Origin of the sequence: Pseudomonas sp. BP8, from assembly GCF_017875955.1 — a bacterium.
Lineage (GTDB): Bacteria > Pseudomonadota > Gammaproteobacteria > Pseudomonadales > Pseudomonadaceae > Aquipseudomonas.
In genome coordinates this window covers 1194058-1209574 of sequence record NZ_JAGINK010000001.1, presented here as the reverse complement: position 1 = coordinate 1209574, position 15517 = coordinate 1194058, and the positions used below count along the sequence as shown (strand labels likewise).

The 15517-nt window shown below is 62.2% G+C and carries 13 protein-coding genes; 3 read left to right on the top strand and 10 right to left on the bottom strand.

The window, feature by feature from the left end; genetic code table 11:
* Positions 1 to 71 precede the first annotated feature (71 nt).
* The 3 genes from gabP to J3B00_RS05220 form a co-directional block, all read right to left on the bottom strand.
* A complete protein-coding gene (gene gabP, locus J3B00_RS05230; protein ID WP_209865018.1) occupies positions 72 to 1466 on the bottom strand; it encodes a GABA permease in 1395 nt (464 codons plus the stop codon).
* A gap of 1657 nt (positions 1467 to 3123) precedes the next feature.
* Positions 3124 to 4464 carry an MFS transporter gene (locus J3B00_RS05225; protein ID WP_209865015.1) on the bottom strand — a complete coding sequence of 447 codons (1341 nt, stop codon included), beginning with the start codon at positions 4462 to 4464 and terminating at the stop codon, positions 3124 to 3126.
* Positions 4465 to 4541: 77 nt separating this feature from the next.
* The gene (locus tag J3B00_RS05220; RefSeq protein WP_209865012.1) at positions 4542 to 5489 is read right to left on the bottom strand and encodes a 2-hydroxyacid dehydrogenase; all 948 of its coding nucleotides are present in this window, start codon (positions 5487 to 5489) and stop codon (positions 4542 to 4544) included.
* A 99-nt stretch (positions 5490 to 5588) separates the two neighbouring features.
* On the opposite strand from J3B00_RS05220, the gene J3B00_RS05215 reads away from it, so the two are divergent.
* On the top strand, positions 5589 to 6470 hold the full coding sequence (locus tag J3B00_RS05215; protein ID WP_209865009.1) for a LysR family transcriptional regulator: 882 nt from the start codon (positions 5589 to 5591) through the stop codon (positions 6468 to 6470).
* Positions 6471 to 6554: 84 nt separating this feature from the next.
* Here the strand turns inward: J3B00_RS05215 and gudD are convergent, their stop codons facing one another.
* Together gudD and J3B00_RS05205 are read right to left on the bottom strand one after the other, a co-directional pair.
* A complete protein-coding gene (gudD, locus tag J3B00_RS05210; RefSeq protein ID WP_209865006.1) occupies positions 6555 to 7931 on the bottom strand; it encodes a glucarate dehydratase in 1377 nt (458 codons plus the stop codon).
* A gap of 18 nt (positions 7932 to 7949) precedes the next feature.
* Entirely contained in the window at positions 7950 to 9299 is a 1350-nt protein-coding gene (locus J3B00_RS05205; RefSeq protein WP_209865004.1) for an MFS transporter, read from the bottom strand.
* A 329-nt stretch (positions 9300 to 9628) separates the two neighbouring features.
* Here J3B00_RS05205 and J3B00_RS05200 point away from each other — a divergent pair, with 329 nt between their 5' ends.
* A complete protein-coding gene (locus J3B00_RS05200; RefSeq protein ID WP_209865001.1) occupies positions 9629 to 10342 on the top strand; it encodes a FadR/GntR family transcriptional regulator in 714 nt (237 codons plus the stop codon).
* Positions 10343 to 10466: 124 nt separating this feature from the next.
* Here J3B00_RS05200 and J3B00_RS05195 read toward each other — a convergent pair whose 3' ends face one another.
* Together J3B00_RS05195 and cbpA are read right to left on the bottom strand one after the other, a co-directional pair.
* Positions 10467 to 10772 carry a chaperone modulator CbpM gene (locus tag J3B00_RS05195; RefSeq protein ID WP_209864998.1) on the bottom strand — a complete coding sequence of 102 codons (306 nt, stop codon included), beginning with the start codon at positions 10770 to 10772 and terminating at the stop codon, positions 10467 to 10469.
* 2 nt (positions 10773 to 10774) lie between these two features.
* Complete coding sequence (cbpA, locus tag J3B00_RS05190; RefSeq protein WP_209864995.1) at positions 10775 to 11740, bottom strand: curved DNA-binding protein; 966 nt, start codon at positions 11738 to 11740, stop codon at positions 10775 to 10777.
* Positions 11741 to 11903: 163 nt separating this feature from the next.
* On the opposite strand from cbpA, the gene J3B00_RS05185 reads away from it, so the two are divergent.
* Positions 11904 to 13175, top strand: a complete 1272-nt coding sequence (locus J3B00_RS05185; RefSeq protein ID WP_209864992.1) for an Hsp70 family protein — start codon at positions 11904 to 11906, stop codon at positions 13173 to 13175.
* 123 nt (positions 13176 to 13298) lie between these two features.
* Here J3B00_RS05185 and J3B00_RS05180 read toward each other — a convergent pair whose 3' ends face one another.
* The 3 genes from J3B00_RS05180 to J3B00_RS05170 all read right to left on the bottom strand — a co-directional run bounded on the left by J3B00_RS05180 (position 13299) and on the right by J3B00_RS05170 (position 15510).
* A complete protein-coding gene (locus tag J3B00_RS05180) occupies positions 13299 to 14306 on the bottom strand; it encodes a hypothetical protein (RefSeq protein WP_209864989.1) in 1008 nt (335 codons plus the stop codon).
* Between the two features lie 71 nt (positions 14307 to 14377).
* Complete coding sequence (locus J3B00_RS05175; RefSeq protein ID WP_209864986.1) at positions 14378 to 14650, bottom strand: PsiF family protein; 273 nt, start codon at positions 14648 to 14650, stop codon at positions 14378 to 14380.
* A gap of 74 nt (positions 14651 to 14724) precedes the next feature.
* A complete protein-coding gene (locus tag J3B00_RS05170; protein ID WP_209864983.1) occupies positions 14725 to 15510 on the bottom strand; it encodes a helix-turn-helix transcriptional regulator in 786 nt (261 codons plus the stop codon).
* Positions 15511 to 15517 lie beyond the last annotated feature (7 nt).

Genomic DNA, 15517 nt, shown 5'->3' with positions numbered 1-15517 from the left:
CGCAGCTCAAACTGGGGCAGCGACCTTGCGTCGCGAAAGGGGCGCGAAACGCCCCCGCCCATTGTCGGCTGCTATCCCACCGAGCGCGCCGCAACCCCTCGCGCATGTCCACGGTTGGTGACGATCCCCAGGAACGAGATAAAGATCGCCAGGCTCAACGTCGCCGTGACTTCCGCGCGATGTTCCTCGGTGTACATCATCACGCTCAGCGCTGCGGCAATGAAGATGATCACCGCCCAGGTCAGCCAGGGGAACAGCCACATCTTGAACTTCAGCTCGGCGTTCTCCCGCTCCAGGCGGCGGCGCATGCGCAGCTGCGAGATGGCGATGACCATGTACACCAGCAGCGCGATGGCGCCGGAGCTGGCCAGAAGAAACTCGAACACGCCCGCCGGGGCAAAGTAGTTGAGGATCGCGATGGCCGCACCGATCAGCGTGCTGCCGAACACCGCCGCCCGGGGCACGCCAACCTTCGAGGTATTTTTCAACAGTGCCGGGGCATCGCCGCGCTTGGCCAGCGAGTACATCATTCGCGAGGCAATGTAGATCGACGAGTTCATGCAGCTGGCGACCGCCACCAGCACGACGAAGTCGACCATGAACGCGGCGTTGGGGATATTCATGATTTCCAGCGCACGCTGGTACGAACCCACCACCGCCAGCTGTGGGTCGTTCCATGGCACGATGGAGATGATCACGAAGATCGACAGGATGTAGAAGGTACTGATCCGCCAGATTACCGAGCGGGTCGCCTTGGCGATGTTGCGCGACGGGTCACTGGATTCGGAAGCGGCAATGGTCACGGCCTCGGTGCCGATGAAGCTGAACATCACCGTGATAAAGGCGCCGATCACCGCCGACCAACCTTTGGGGGCAAAGCCGCCATATTCGGCGACCAGGGTGCTCAGGCCGCTGACTTCACGGTTGGGCAACCAGCCCATCAGGGCGGCGAAGCCAAGGCTGATAAAGCCCAGAATGGCGACCACTTTGAGGATCGCAAACCAGAACTCGAATTCGCCGTACTTGGCCACGCTGAACAGGTTGGTGCCAGCCAACAGGAGAATCGACAGCAAGGCGAAGATCCAGCTGTCGACCTGCGGGAACCAGGCGTTGAGCACGTGGCCTGCGGCCAAGGCTTCGATAGGAATCACCAACACCCAGAACCACCAGTACAGCCAACCGATGGTATAGCCGGCCCAGCGGCCGATGGCCTGATCGGCGTAGGTCGAAAACGACCCGGTGTCGGGATGCGCGACGGCCATTTCGCCGAGCATGCGCATGACCAGAACCACCAGGGTTCCGGCCACGAAGTAAGAGATTATGGTGGCCGGCCCGGCTGCCGCGATGGCGTGCCCTGAGCCGACGAAAAGCCCCGCGCCGATAATGCCCGCAATGGACAGCATCGTTACGTGACGTGGTTTGAACCCTTGCGCGAGGTTACTACCATCAGATCCCACGGTGTTCATTGATCTTGTTCTCTTTTTGCTGACACAAGGAAAGGACGGGCAGGTGTAGGCGAAAAAAACTCCTTAGCAAACAATGGGTAGGCGCGTTGAGCGCGCTCTGGTATCGGGTTTTACACGCATTGCAGAGCAACGCGCCAGCGGATTTCGTGAACCATTTAAGCGGGGTGAGACGGGGGGAAATTATGCGAGAACGTCTCACAGGTGTGAGATCACGACAGGGCATGTTCATTCGCGCCAGATGTCGCGAGTGGCATGTCTGTTTGCGGCATGCGCCGAGAAGGTCTTTCGTGGATTGCCCTGGGGGGATGGTATTTTTGGGGGGGGAGATTGGGGGCTTATCCATTTGATGTGGTGGATTATCTGGCCCCTTCCGCCCTTACGGCGGGTCACTTTTTTTCTTGGAAAAAAGTAACCAAAAACCGCTTGCTCCATCATACGGCCCTTCGCTGCGCTACGGGTTCCCTCGCTCCGGTCTTGCTCCGGGAGGACCGCGCTGTACGGCCCCTCCTGGGCCTCAGCGCTTTCCGGCCATCCATGGCCTCCACCTCCCTGCGCAAGACCTGCGCTCGGCCTCCTGAAGTCGCTGGTAGATCAAAAGCAAGATCAAGATCAACAGCCAGGGCAACGGCAGGCGAATCGCTGCGCTCTCGCTTTTGTTTATTTACGAGCGGATTTGTGGGGTGGCTGGCAGGGCTGCGCCCTGCGATTTGCATTGGCTGTACCGGCCTCTTCGCGGGACAAGCCCGCTCCTACAGGGATTGCGCAGATTTTGGATTCGGCGCAATCCCTGTAGGAGCGGGCTTGCCCCGCGAAGAGGCCCGAATATCCACCCCACCTGCCACATTGAAGACAACGCCAGCCCAGACGCCACCCGTAACTTCGCGACGTCAGGAGGCCGAGCGCAGATCAAGATCAACAGGCACTGCAACGGCAGGCGAATCGCTGCGCTCTCGCTTTGTTTATTTACCAGCGGATTTGTGGTGTGGCTGGGCAGGGCTGCGCCCTGCGATTTGCATTGGCAGTACCGGCCTCTTCGCGGGACAAGCCCGCTCCTACAGGTTTAGCGCAGATTTTGAATTCGGCGCAGTACCGGCCTCTTCGCGGGGCATGTCGGATCGCCGCACCGCCGCACCAACAGGATTAGCGCAGATTTTGGATTCGGCGCATAAACCTGTAGGAGCGGGCTTGCCCCGCGAAGAGGCCCGAATATCCACCACCCATGCCACTATCAAAAACAAAGCCAGCCCAGACGCCACCCGTAACTTCGCGACGTCAGGAGGCCGAGTGGAGGTCTTGCGCAGGGAGGTGGAGGCCATGGATGGCCGCAAAGCGCTGAGGCCCAGGAGGGGCCGTACAGCGCGGCTCTCCCGGAGCAAGACTGGAGCGAGGGGACCCGTAGCGTAGCGCAGCGCAGGGCCGGATGCAGGAGCAGGCGGTTTTTGGTTACTTTTTTCCAAGAAAAAAAGTGACCCGCAGTAAGGGCGGAAGGGGCCAGTGGCACCACCACATCAAATGGATAAGCCCACAAGACCTAAGCCAAGCCAAGCCAAGCCAAGCCAAGCCAAGCCAAGCCAAGCCAACAAATCATCTCCCCCAACAATCCGTGAAGAACAAAAAAAGCCCCGGTCTCCCAGGGCCCCGTTGCTCAGGCGTCTGCCTACGCCTGGCCGGTGCGCTCGAAGCGCCGGGCCAGCAACAGGTAAGCGAGGATCCCCAGCACGCCATGGGCGGCCACGAACCAGAGTGCGTTGTCGAACGAGCCGGTGCTGGCCACCACGTAACCAATCACCAGCGGCGTGATGATCCCGGCAATGTTGCCGATGCCATTGAACACACCGCCGCACAGCCCAACCATCTTGCTCGGCGCCACATCCGACAGCACCGCCCAACCCACTGCCGCCAGGCCCTTGCCGAAGAACGCCAGGGTCATGAGCATGATCACCGCAGCGTTGCCGTCGACGTAGTTGGCCAGGACCAGGCTCGTCGACAGCGCCATGCCGATCACGAACGGCGTCTTGCGCGCCCGAGATGGATGCACCCCGCGCCGGATCAGCCAGTCGGACACGAAGCCGCCGAGGATGCCACCGCTGAAGCCACAGATCGCTGGCAGCGCAGCCACCCACCCGGCTTCCATGATGGTCATGCCGCGGCCCTTGATCAGGTAGATCGGGAACCAGGTAATGAAGAAGTAAGTGAGCGCGGTGATGCAGTACTGGCCCAGGTACACCGCCCACAAATTGCGGCTGGTGAACAGCTGCAGCACTTCGGCGCGGGTGGGTTTGCTCTTGGCCGTCTTGCGCTCCTGTTCAAGGTCGACCAGGGCGCCACCCTCGCGCATGTAGTCCAGCTCCTCGCGGCTCAGCCCCGGCGCACTGTGCGGCTCGTGATACAGGCGAAACCACACCACACTCAGCACCAGCCCCAAAACCCCCATCCAGATGAACACCTGCTCCCAGCTCAGGCTGTGAGTCATCCACGCCATCAGCGGCGCGAACAGCACCACCGCCATGTACTGCGCAGAGTTGAACAAGGCCGATGCCGTACCGCGTTCACGGGTGGGGAACCAGCAACTGACGATGCGCGAGTTGGCCGGAAACGCCGGCGACTCGACCAGGCCGAGCATGAAGCGCATGGAAAATAGCGCCACCGCCGCCGACACCCCAGCCAGGCCCATCCAGCCGACCGTACCTTGCAGCAGCGTGAACAACGACCAGAGGATCAGGCTGATGCCGTAGACCCGGCGCGCACCATAGCGGTCCAGCAGCCAGCCGCCGGGGACTTGCCCGAGGGCGTAGGCCCAGGCAAACGCCGAAAAGATCATGCCGAGCATGACCGGGTCGAGGCCGAGATCGCTGAGCACTTCGGTGCCCGTGATGGACAAGGTCGCGCGGTCGGCATAGTTGATGACGGTGATGACGAAAATCAGCGCCAGCACCAGGAAGCGATGACGACCGATGCTGGCCTGCACCAGCGGTGCGGCGGCGGTTTTGCTGTTCATGATGACCCTCTTGCTTCTCACGGAAGCGATTGTTCTTGTCGGGAGGCGAACGGCCCGGGGGCTATGGCGTGTGCACGCTAGACACGATGGGGCGGCAGCTCACCGCGAAAACAGGCAGCGAGGTTGTCGAGGACCATCCGCCCCATGTCCAGGCGAGTCTGCAAGGTGGCACTGGCGCGATGCGGCTGCAGGCTGACCTGGGCGAGATCACGCAAGGCTGGCGGCACCTGCGGTTCATCGACGAATACATCGAGGCCTGCCCCGGCAATCCGCCGTTCGCGCAGCGCGTCGACCAGTGCCTCCTCATCCACCAACTTGCCGCGGGCGACGTTGATCAGGTAGCCGTCCGGCCCCAGCGCTTCGAGCACTTCACGGGTGATGATCGCCTTGCCGTCATCCGCCGAGGCCGCCAGGACCAGGACGTCTACCGAGCGCGCCAGCTCGCTGAGGTCGCCGACAAAGCGATAGCCGGTTTCGGCCTGCTCGCGCCGGTCGCAGTAAGCGATGCGCATGTCGAAGGCCAGGGCCCGCTTGGCAATCGCATGGCCCACCCGGCCCAGGCCGACGATACCCAGGTTGATCCCACTGACCTTGCGTGCCAGCGGCAGGTTGACCGTGCCCCACAGGCCTTCCCGTACCAACCGCTCACCCTCGCCAAGGCGGCGCAAGGTGGCGATGATCAGGCCGATGGCCATGTCGGCGACATCATCGGTGAGCACGCCGGGGGTGGTAGTGACATGGATGTTGCGCTTGGCGGCGTGCGCGAGGTCGACGGCGTCAGTACCGATGCCGCTGATGGCGATGATCTGCAGCGCAGGGAGTTGATCCATCAGCGCGTTGGACAGGCCCTTGGCGCCGCCGGTGACTACCCCGCGTATCTGCGGGCCGATCTCTGCAAGCAGCTTGTGCGGGTGTTGCTGCTGGTACAGGCGATGCACACGGTACTCGCGCAGCAGTACCTCATCGATGGCATCGGGTACTGGCTGGGTCAGCAACAGGTCAATCGGAGTGTCTGAGTTGTTCATCGTTGGCATCCGGCAGCTCGGGTAATGACGTCGATGCTAGGACCACGATCGATACAGGTCTAATATAGATAGTGGATCGAATAATACGGATGTTGAATCATGGAACTGCATCAGTTGCGCTGTTTTGTCGCCGTCGCCGAAGAACTGCATTTCGGCCGGGCGGCTGTTCGCCTGCACATGACCCAACCGCCATTGAGCCGACAGATTCAATTGCTCGAGCATTCGCTTGGGGTGCTGCTGCTCGAGCGCAACAACCGCCAGGCGCGGCTGACGCCGGCCGGGCAGAAATTTCTCGAAGACGCGCGGCGCGTGCTGCAGATTGCCGAGTCGGCCAGCCTCTCGGCACGGCGGATTGCCCATGGCGAGGCCGGTCGGCTGATGCTGGGTTTCACCGCTGTTGGCGCCTACAGCCTGATCCCGCAGCTGCTGGTGCATGCCGCCGAAGTACTGCCGGACATTGACCTGGAGTTGAGCGAGCGAGTCTCGCTCGGCCAGGTGCATGCGCTGGAAACCGGCATGATCGATGTCGGCTTTGTCCGCCAGGTGATGCCCAGTGCCCGGGTCGAGTACGTGCTGATTCACCGTGAACCGTTCGTGGCTGCCCTGCCCCATGGCCATCCTCTGGCGTCCAAGGGCGAACTGAAGCCCGAGGATTTTCATCAGCAGCCGTTCATCATGTACAGCGAGACTGAAGGCCGGTACTTCCACGACCGGATTGCCAACCTGTTCGCGCGGCATGAAGTGCAGCCGCGTTACACCCATCAACTGGGCCAGACCCATTCGATCATCGGACTGGTGAATGCCGCACTGGGGGTTGCAGTGGTGCCCGCATCAGCACAGGCGCTGCACATGGAAAACGTGGTGTTCAGGCCGCTGGCGCAGAATGAACAGCAGGCAGAAATGTTCTTAGCGTTTTGCAGTGACAATCCCAACCCGGTGCTGCCGGCGTTTGTCGAAGTGGCCCGGCGGTTCTTTGCCTGAATCGCGGCATTGGCCAACGCACACCCTGTAGGCGCGGGCTTGCCCCGCGCCTACAGGGTTCTGCTAACAGCCATTGCCTGATGTTCAGCGCACCAGGCAAGGCCGCTTGTTATCGAAGCTCCACCCCGGAATCAAAAACTGCATCGCCACGCTGTCGTCGCGCGCGCCCAGCCCCATGTTGCGATAGCACTCATGCGCCTTGGCCAGTTGATCCTCATCCAGCTCCACCCCCAGCCCAGGCCGCTCGGGCACACGCACATGGCCATCAACGATACGCAGCGGATCGCGGGTCAGCCGCTGGCCGTCCTGCCAGATCCAGTGCGTGTCGATCGCGGTGATCTCACCCGGTGCCGCAGCCGCCACCTGGGTAAACATGGCCAGGGAAATATCAAAGTGGTTGTTCGAGTGCGAGCCCCAGGTCAGGCCCCAGTCATTGCACATCTGCGCAACCCGCACCGAGCCTTGCAGAGTCCAGAAGTGCGGGTCGGCCAAGGGGATATCCACAGCCTGTGACTGGATCGCATGGCCCATCTGCCGCCAGTCGGTGGCAATCATGTTGGTCGCCGTCGGCAAGCCGGTGGCACGGCGGAACTCGGCCATCACCTCACGTCCGGAATAGCCATTTTCGGCACCGCACGGGTCTTCGGCATACGCCAGCACCTGATGCTGATCACGGCACAGGGCAATAGCCTCCTTGAGTGACCAGGCGCCATTCGGATCAAGGGTGATGCGCGCCTCCGGGAAGCGCTCGGCCAGGGCGGTAACCGCTTCGATTTCTTCCTCGCCGCGCAACACGCCGCCCTTGAGCTTGAAGTCACTGAAGCCATAGCGCTGCTTGGCGGCCTCGGCCAGGCGCACCACCGCCTCCGGGGTCAGGGCTTTTTCGTGGCGCACGCGCAACCAGTCGTCGTCAGCATCGGCTTCATTGCGGTAGGCCAGGTCCGTCTGCTGGCGGTCGCCGATGTAGAACAAATAACCGAGCATCTTCACCGCATCACGCTGCTGGCCCTCGCCCAGCAGCGCTGCCAGCGGTACGCCCAAGTGCTGGCCGAGCAGGTCGAGCAGCGCCGACTCGATGGCGGTCACCGCATGCACGGTGATGCGCAGGTCGAACGTCTGCAGGCCGCGACCCGCGACATCGCGGTTGGCGAAGGTCTGGCGCATGGCATTGAGCACGCGCTGGTAATGGCCGATCGGTTGGCCGACCACCAGGCTGCGGGCGTCTTCAAGCGTCTGGCGGATGGTCTCGCCACCGGGCACTTCACCCAGGCCGGTGTTGCCGGCACTGTCGCGCAGCACGACGATGTTGCGGGTGAAATACGGGCCATGGGCGCCGCTGAGGTTGAGCAGCATGCTGTCGTGGCCAGCGACCGGGATTACCCGCAACTCGGTGACCACTGGCGTGCCGGTATGCGCCGGCTGGATACCATTGAACGATTCTGGAGTGCTCTGCATATTCATGATTATTGTCCTGCAGGTTCAGTGAGTGTGGCTCAAGGCCGACTGCGGTTTGGGATCATTGGAGGCACCGGCCTTGGGCCGGGTGCGGACGAAGAACACCACGATGGCGGCCAGTACCGAGGTCACGGCCAGGCCGTACAACCCGCCCTGAATCGAACCGGTGTGCTGTTCGAGAAGGCCGAAGGTGGTCGGCGCGACAAACCCGCCGAGGTTGCCCACCGAGTTGATCAAGGCGATTACCGCCGCAGCGATCCGTGCGTCCAGGTAGCCCTGGGGGATCGGCCAGAACAACGCCGACGCCGACTTGAAACCGATCGCCGCAAAACACACGGCGACAAAGGCGAATACCGGTCCGCCGGTGGTCGACATGAACATGCCGATCGCGGCAATCACCAATGCGCCAGCGACCCAGGCCTGCTGGAATTTCCAGCGCGCGGAACCGGCAGCGAAGGCGTACATGGCGATGATCGAGATCAGCCAGGGGATCGAGTTGAAGAAGCCCACCTGAATGTCCGACAGGTCACCCATGCGCTTGATGATGCTCGGCAGCCAGAAGGTGGCGGCATAGATGGTCAGCTGGATGCAGAAGTAGATCAGGCAGAACAGTACGATCTGGCGGTCCTTGAGCAGACCCCAGGACGACACCTTGACCACCCCGTGGGCCTCGCGCTCACGCTGCTCGCGGTCGATCGTGTCGACCAGCGCGTCTTGTTCAGCGCGGCTCAGCCATTTGGCATCATGGGGTTTGGAGTCGAGCCAGAACCAGACGAAGAAGCACAGCGCCACCGAGGCCATGCCTTCGATGAACAGCATCCACTGCCAGCCGTGCAGGCCCATGCCCTGAATCTGCATCAAGACCCCGGCCAACGGCCCGGAGATCAGCGAGGCCACGGCCGAACCGCTGAGGAAGATGGCAATCGCCTTGCCGCGCTCGGCGGCGGGCAGCCAGCGGGTGAAGTAGTAGATCACCCCGGGGAAGAACCCGGCTTCGGCCACGCCCAGCAGAAAGCGCAGCACATAGAACTGGGTTTCGGTCTGCACGAAGGCCATGGCGGTGGCCACCAGGCCCCAGGTGAACATGATGCGGGTCAGCCAAAGCCGTGCGCCGACGCGCTGCAGAAGCATGTTCGAAGGCACTTCAAATAATGCGTAACCGATGAAGAACAGGCCTGCACCGAAGCCATAAGCGGCGGCACTGATACCCAGGTCGCTTTCCAGGTGCGGGCGGACGAAGCCGATGTTGACCCGGTCGAGGTAGTTGACGATGAACATGATGACGAACAGCGGCAAGACGTGGCGTTTGACCTTGGCCACGGCGCTGGCCAACACGTCATCGCGCCGTAGGGACGGATCGAGGGTGTCGTTCACTGCAAAATCTCCCACTATTTGTTTTTGTGCGGGTCGATGGATGTCGCGGCGGGAGGCAGTCCGCCTTGCTTGTCTGACATGCCAGTGGACGAAATCATAGGGCCTGTGCAGTTGTACGACAAGAACACGAACAGGCGGCAAATTACAAAATACAAGCTAATAAAACGCTTAATTTCGGCAAAAATCGCTGATAGAGAAATAACAGGATGGTCATCAGGCCGTGATCGAGGCGTAGAAATAATTCAAAAAACTAACTTGTCATACAAGTCGGGGTGCTAATCTCGCCGCTATCACGCTGCACTTGTACGACCTCCATCAGGAGCCGCACCATGAATCTGTCTGCCCCGCTCGAAACCGCCCGCAAGCGTGGCCATAGCCGCGCCCATGACCTGGTTTCCACCCTGACCCAGCAGATTCTTCTGGGCACCTTCAAGCCCGGCGACAAGCTGCCGTCGGAGAACACCCTCGTTCGCGACCATGGTGTCAGTCGCACCGTGGTGCGCGAGGCATTGTCGAAGTTGCAGGCGTCGGGGCTGGTAGAGCCGCGCCATGGCATTGGCACGTTCGTGATCGAGCGCGAGGCCCAGTCCCGCCTGCGCGTCGGCGCGGAAAACGCCGCCAGCGTGCGTGACCTGCTCGAACTGCGTATCGGCCTGGAGGGCCAGGCGGCCGCCCTCGCCGCCCTGCGCCGCAGCGAGCAGCAACTGCTGCGCATGCGTCAGGCGCTGGATGATCATCAGGACATGGCGGCGGCCGGTGATAGCTGCATCGAGCCAGACCGACGTTTTCACCTGCTGATCGCCGAGGCCACCGGCAATCTGTATTTCACGCAGATGATGGCGCAGTTGGGCAGTGGCCTGATCCCGCGTAATCGCCTGACGGCGGATGAGCGCTCCGGCTCCAGGCTGGCGCGGCATGCTTATCTGGCCAACCTTGAGCATGAGGCGATCCTCAATGCCATCCGCCGCCAGGACCCGGACGCGGCGCGGGCGGCGCTCTGCTTGCACCTGTCCAATAGCCGCGATCGGTTGTTGCCGGAGTGATCTGTGCGGACTGTGCCGGCCTCTTCGCGGGACTAGCCCGCTCCTACAGGGCCAGCGCCGGATCGGAAACCGGCGCTGGCCCTGCAGGCGCGGGCTAGTACCGCGAAGAGGCCCGCCGAGTCGATCAAATCTGGGTAAAGCGCCCCAGCCGCTGACGCAGCATGCTGTTCTCGCTGCGCAACTGGTGCACCTCCTCCAGCAACTCCAGCGCCAGCGCCACCCCCTCCCATTCCAGCTCAAGCTCGTGATGCAGCTTTACCGCACGCTTCAAGGTGCCCGGCGCACGGTCATCGAACAGCCAGTCCTCCGGCGTTCGCCCGGAAGGTTCAACAATGCCGTGTTCGACAATTTCGATCACGCAGTCGGCCGTCAGGTCGGCTTCCTGGCAGAGGGTTCGCATGTCCAGTTGAACGATCAGGGTGCTGCTCATGATCAACTACTCCATTGTGTCCTCGGATTGAACGCGGCTTTCTCGGAGAGCTTGGTCCACAATTCGCGGGTTTGCTCATCCGATTGGGTCGGCATGACCACCTTGAGCTGCGCATACAGATCGCCACGTTCGCCTTGCTTGTTGGCCAGGCCCATGCCCTTGACCCGCAAGCGCTGACCGCTCTGGCTGTCTGGCCGAATGGTCAGGTTGATCTTGCCGGTCAGGGTTGGCACCGCCACCTTGGTACCCAATGCCGCCTCCCAGGGCGCCAGCGGCACGGTGATGATCAAGTCATGGCCTTCGACATCGAACAGCGGATGCGGCGCCATGCGGATGGTCAGGAACAAGTCGCCGTTGGCGCCACCGCCTACCCCTGGCGCACCCTGGCCCTTGAGGCGGATGCGCTCGCCATCGGTCACCCCGGCAGGGATCTTGACGTTGAGGGTCTTGGTGGTGAACCCGGTGCGCTGGCCGGCGCCGTTGGTCTGCGGCACCTGGAAACTGATCTGCTTGGATTCCTTGTTGAGCGTCTCTTCAAGGAAGACTGCCAGTTCCAGTTCCACGTCCTGCCCTCGCCTGCCAGCGCTGCGCTGTTGTTGCTGCTGCCCGCGACCGAACGGGCTGCCGCCACGGGCGCCGAAGATCGAGCTGAAGAAATCCGAGAAGTCGCCGCCTTCGAAGCCCGCACCCGCGCCAGCACCGCCACGGTTCTGCCAACCCGGCGGGGCCTGGAACGGCCGACCATGCTGGCCGCCGTACTTGCGAATTTCGTCGAACTCGGCACGTTTTTGCGCATCGCCGAGTACTTCGTAGGCCTCGTTGGCCTCCTTGAACTTGTCCTCGGCGTCGCGCTCCTTGCTGACATCGGGATGATACTTGCGGGCCAGCTTGCGGTACGCGGCCTTGATCGCCTTGTCGTCCGCGGTGGGCTCTACGCCGAGTATCTTGTAATAGTCTTTGAAGTCCATCTATGGATCACCAGTGTGAATTTTCGTGTTGCATCTGAAGATAGGGGTCAAGCATAGCCTTTCAAGGTCGGCTTGGGGTTGCTATAGAGCAGACGACTGGTCTTGATTCTGCTGGCCACTGGCATAAACTGCGCGGCCGTTTTGCCTCCGGAAGCTATTTCCCATGTCCGACGTATCCCCGGCCCGTGCCCTGGGCATCGACTTTGGCACCTCCAACTCCACGGTCGGTTGGCACCGCCCAGGTGCCGAATCGCTGATCACCCTGGAACAGGGCAAGATCACCCTGCCCTCGGTGGTCTTCTTCAATATCGAGGAGCGTCGCCCGGTTTACGGCCGCCTGGCCCTGCACGAATACCTTGAAGGCTATGAAGGGCGCCTGATGCGCTCGCTGAAGAGCCTGCTCGGCTCCAAGCTGATCAAGCATGACACCAGCGTGCTCGGCAGCGCCCTGCCGTTCAAGGACCTGCTCGGCATGTTCATCGGCGAGCTGAAGAAGCGCGCCGAGGCCGATGCCGGCCGCGAATTCGACCAAGTGGTGCTGGGCCGGCCGGTGTTCTTCGTCGACGATGACCCGGCCGCCGACCAGGAGGCCGAGGACACCCTGGCCGAGGTCGCGCGCAAGATCGGCTTCAAGGATGTTTCGTTCCAGTACGAACCGATTGCCGCGGCCTTCGACTACGAGTCGGGCATCGACCGCGAAGAGCTGGTGCTGATCGTCGATATCGGCGGTGGTACCTCTGACTTCACCCTGATCCGCCTGTCGCCGGAGCGCCATCTGGACGACGACCGCCAGAGCGATATCCTCGCCACCGGTGGTGTGCACATCGGCGGTACCGACTTCGACAAACAGCTGAGCCTGCAGGGCGTCATGCCGCAGTTCGGCTATGGCAGCCGGATGAAGAGCGGTGCCCTGATGCCGACCAGTTATCACCTGAACCTGGCGACCTGGCACACGATCAACGCGGTGTACTCGCAGAAGTCGCAGCTGGCCTTGGGCAACATGCGCTACGACATCGAAGATGCGCAGGGCATCGACCGCCTGTTCAAGGTCATCGAGCAGCGCGCCGGGCACTGGCTGGCCATGGAAGTCGAAGCGAGCAAGATCGAGCTGACCGACCAGGACAGCCGCCTGATCGACCTGCGTCGGGTCGAGCCGGAGCTGACCGTGGAGTTGACCCGGGCGCTGTTCGAGGATGCCATCGGCAGCCTGCTGGAGCGCGTGCGTGGCAGCGTCAGCGACTTGCTGAACAAGGCGGGTGTGAGCGAGAGCCAGGTGGATACGGTGTTCTTTACCGGCGGCTCGAGCGGCATCCCGGCGCTGCGCAACAGCGTGGCGGCGATGCTGCCCAAGGCGCGGCATGTCGAAGGCAACATTTTTGGCAGCATTGGTAGCGGCCTGGCGATCGAGGCGCGCAAGCGTTACGGCGTCATTTGACGGTTTTTGGGGCTGCTGCGCAGCCCTTTCGCGACACAAGGCCGCTCCCACAGAGACCGCGCGAACCTGTGGGAGCGGCCTTGTGTCGCGAAAGGGCCGCACAGCGGCCCCAAAAATCTTCAATCAGACCAGTTCAGCGCGACGCAACTCACTCTTCAGATACGCATAATAGATCGGCCCCGCCACCACCCCCGGCAGTCCAAATGCCGCCTCGAACACCAGCATCGCCAAGAGCAGTTCCCACGACTTGGCACTGATCTGCCCGCCGACGATCCGCGCATTGAGGAAGTATTCGACCTTGTGGATCACGATCAGATAGCCCAACGCCGCCAGCGCCACCCAGATCGACAGCGACAAGCCGACAATGGTGATCAGCGTGTTCGACATCAGGTTACCGATCACCGGCAGCAGGCCGAGCAGGAAGGTCAGCACGATCAGGGTCTTGGTCAACGGCAGGTGCACGCCAAACAGCGGCAACACCACGGCGAGGAAGATGCCGGTGAAAAAGGTGTTGAGCAGGGAAATCTTGATCTGCGCGAAGACAATGTTGCGAAACGCCGTCACCAGCAGGCTCAAACGCTCGAACAACGCCGCAGCCAGCGGTTTGCGCCGGGAGATGTCCGGCAGCCGCTGCAAGGCGACGATAGCGCCTAGGATCATCCCGATCAGCAAGGTGACGAACATGTGCGCCATGCCCTTGCCGACCAGTTGCAGCTCACCCAGATGGCTCTTCAGCCACTCACCGATGGCCACCTTGAACTCGGCCGCACTGGCCGGCAGGTAGCCTTCGATGAACGGTGGCAACTGGCTGCGCGCACGCTCTACCAGGAGCATGAACTTGTCCAGCGAGGCCCCAGGGTTTTCTGCCTCGTGCAAGAGAAAGCTGAATGCGCCGGCAATCAACAAGGTCAGCGTAGTGACGACCAAGGTGCCCAGCAGCGCCACCGCCAGCCAGCGCGCACGCTGTCCGGCAATCAGCGGCTGGAGCCGCGGGGTGAGCATGTTGACCAGCTCGAACACCAGCAGGCCCGCCAGCAGGCTGGGCAGCAACTTGAGCGGGAGCGCCAGCAGCAGGCCGGCAAAGACGATGATCCAGCTGGCCAAGGTGACCTGGCGAGGGGTGAAAGTCATACAGCCTCAGGGGCAGACAGCGGAAAAGACCCGCAGTCTGCCAGCCTTCTGCCAGCAAACATAGGCGCAGGTCACTTCTTCTTCAGGCAGTCGCTCATGAATGCTTTGCGCTCGTCACCCTTGAGGGTCTTCTCGCTGGCGGTGGCGTTGCAGGTCTTCATCTTTTCCTGCTGGGTAGCCTTCAGGCACTTGCTCATGAAGGCTTTGCGCTCATCACCCTTGAGGGTCTGCTCGGTGGCCTCGGCATTGCAGGTTTTCATCTTCTCCTGCTGGGCAGTGGCGGCAAATCCTTGCGCGCTGATCAATAGCCCCAACAGCAGCAACGGCACGTGCAGCATCTTCATGGCGTGATCTCCTTGTCTCCGCGCCCGACGCACGGACATGACGCTGAGTGTAGACAAGTTTTTTCGGCGCTCACTCAGGCGGCACGGGCCCGCCGGCGGTATTGCTCGGGGGTGCATTGGGCCTGACGCTGGAACATTGCAATGAACGCCGAGGCGCTGCTGTAGCCAAGGTCAAAAGCGATCGCCTGGATCGGCTCGCCAGCTTCCAAGGCCTCGATCGCGCGCAAAAAACGCAAGCGTAGACGCCACTCACCAAAGCTCATGCCCAGTTCACGCAGAAACTGCCGCGCCAGGGTCCGCTCGCTTACGTGCACTCGCGCCGCCCACGCGGCCAGCGGCCGGTTGTCGCCAGGCTCGGCGCTGAGGGCTTCGAGCACCTGGCCTAGGCCTTCATTGCGCGCGAAGGGCAGATAGCAGGCCTGAGTGGGAGCCAGGGACAGCTGATCGAGCAGGACCTCGACCAAGCGCTGGTCGCGTTGGTCCTGGGCGATCGTCAGGTCGCGCCGGGCAAAGTCGCCCAGAATAGCCTTGAGAATCTCGCTGATCTCCAGGCTGCACGGCGTTTGGGGCAGTGCCTGGCACAGGTCGCGGTGCAGGTACACCGAGCGATAGACGATGGCTTGAGGGTTGTAACAGCCATGTTCGGTGGCAGGCGGAACCCACACGGCGTAGTGCGGCGGCGAGATGAAGCGCTGGCCGGCAACGTCCAGGTGCATCACGCCGTGAGCGGCGTAGTTGAGCTGACCCCAGGCGTGACTGTGGGGGGCGCTGAAGGTGTCGGCGCTGAACTCGTCGTAGCGGAAGTAGACCGGGGCCGGGAGCTGGTCGAACTGGGGGATTTCGAGGTATTTGCCGGTCATTGTCTGG

Excerpts from the sequence above, each read along its gene's own strand:
- J3B00_RS05225 (WP_209865015.1), bottom strand. The coding sequence starts at position 4,464 with ATGAACAGCAAAACCGCCGCCGCACCGCTGGTGCAGGCCAGCATCGGT.
- J3B00_RS05215 (WP_209865009.1), top strand. The coding sequence starts at position 5,589 with ATGGAACTGCATCAGTTGCGCTGTTTTGTCGCCGTCGCCGAAGAACTG.
- gudD (WP_209865006.1), bottom strand. The coding sequence starts at position 7,931 with ATGAATATGCAGAGCACTCCAGAATCGTTCAATGGTATCCAGCCGGCG.
- J3B00_RS05175 (WP_209864986.1), bottom strand. The coding sequence starts at position 14,650 with ATGAAGATGCTGCACGTGCCGTTGCTGCTGTTGGGGCTATTGATCAGC.
- cbpA (WP_209864995.1), bottom strand. The coding sequence starts at position 11,740 with ATGGACTTCAAAGACTATTACAAGATACTCGGCGTAGAGCCCACCGCG.
- J3B00_RS05220 (WP_209865012.1), bottom strand. The coding sequence starts at position 5,489 with ATGAACAACTCAGACACTCCGATTGACCTGTTGCTGACCCAGCCAGTA.
- J3B00_RS05185 (WP_209864992.1), top strand. The coding sequence starts at position 11,904 with ATGTCCGACGTATCCCCGGCCCGTGCCCTGGGCATCGACTTTGGCACC.
- J3B00_RS05195 (WP_209864998.1), bottom strand. The coding sequence starts at position 10,772 with ATGAGCAGCACCCTGATCGTTCAACTGGACATGCGAACCCTCTGCCAG.
- gabP (WP_209865018.1), bottom strand. The coding sequence starts at position 1,466 with ATGAACACCGTGGGATCTGATGGTAGTAACCTCGCGCAAGGGTTCAAA.
- J3B00_RS05200 (WP_209865001.1), top strand. The coding sequence starts at position 9,629 with ATGAATCTGTCTGCCCCGCTCGAAACCGCCCGCAAGCGTGGCCATAGC.
- J3B00_RS05170 (WP_209864983.1), bottom strand. The coding sequence starts at position 15,510 with ATGACCGGCAAATACCTCGAAATCCCCCAGTTCGACCAGCTCCCGGCC.
- J3B00_RS05180 (WP_209864989.1), bottom strand. The coding sequence starts at position 14,306 with ATGACTTTCACCCCTCGCCAGGTCACCTTGGCCAGCTGGATCATCGTC.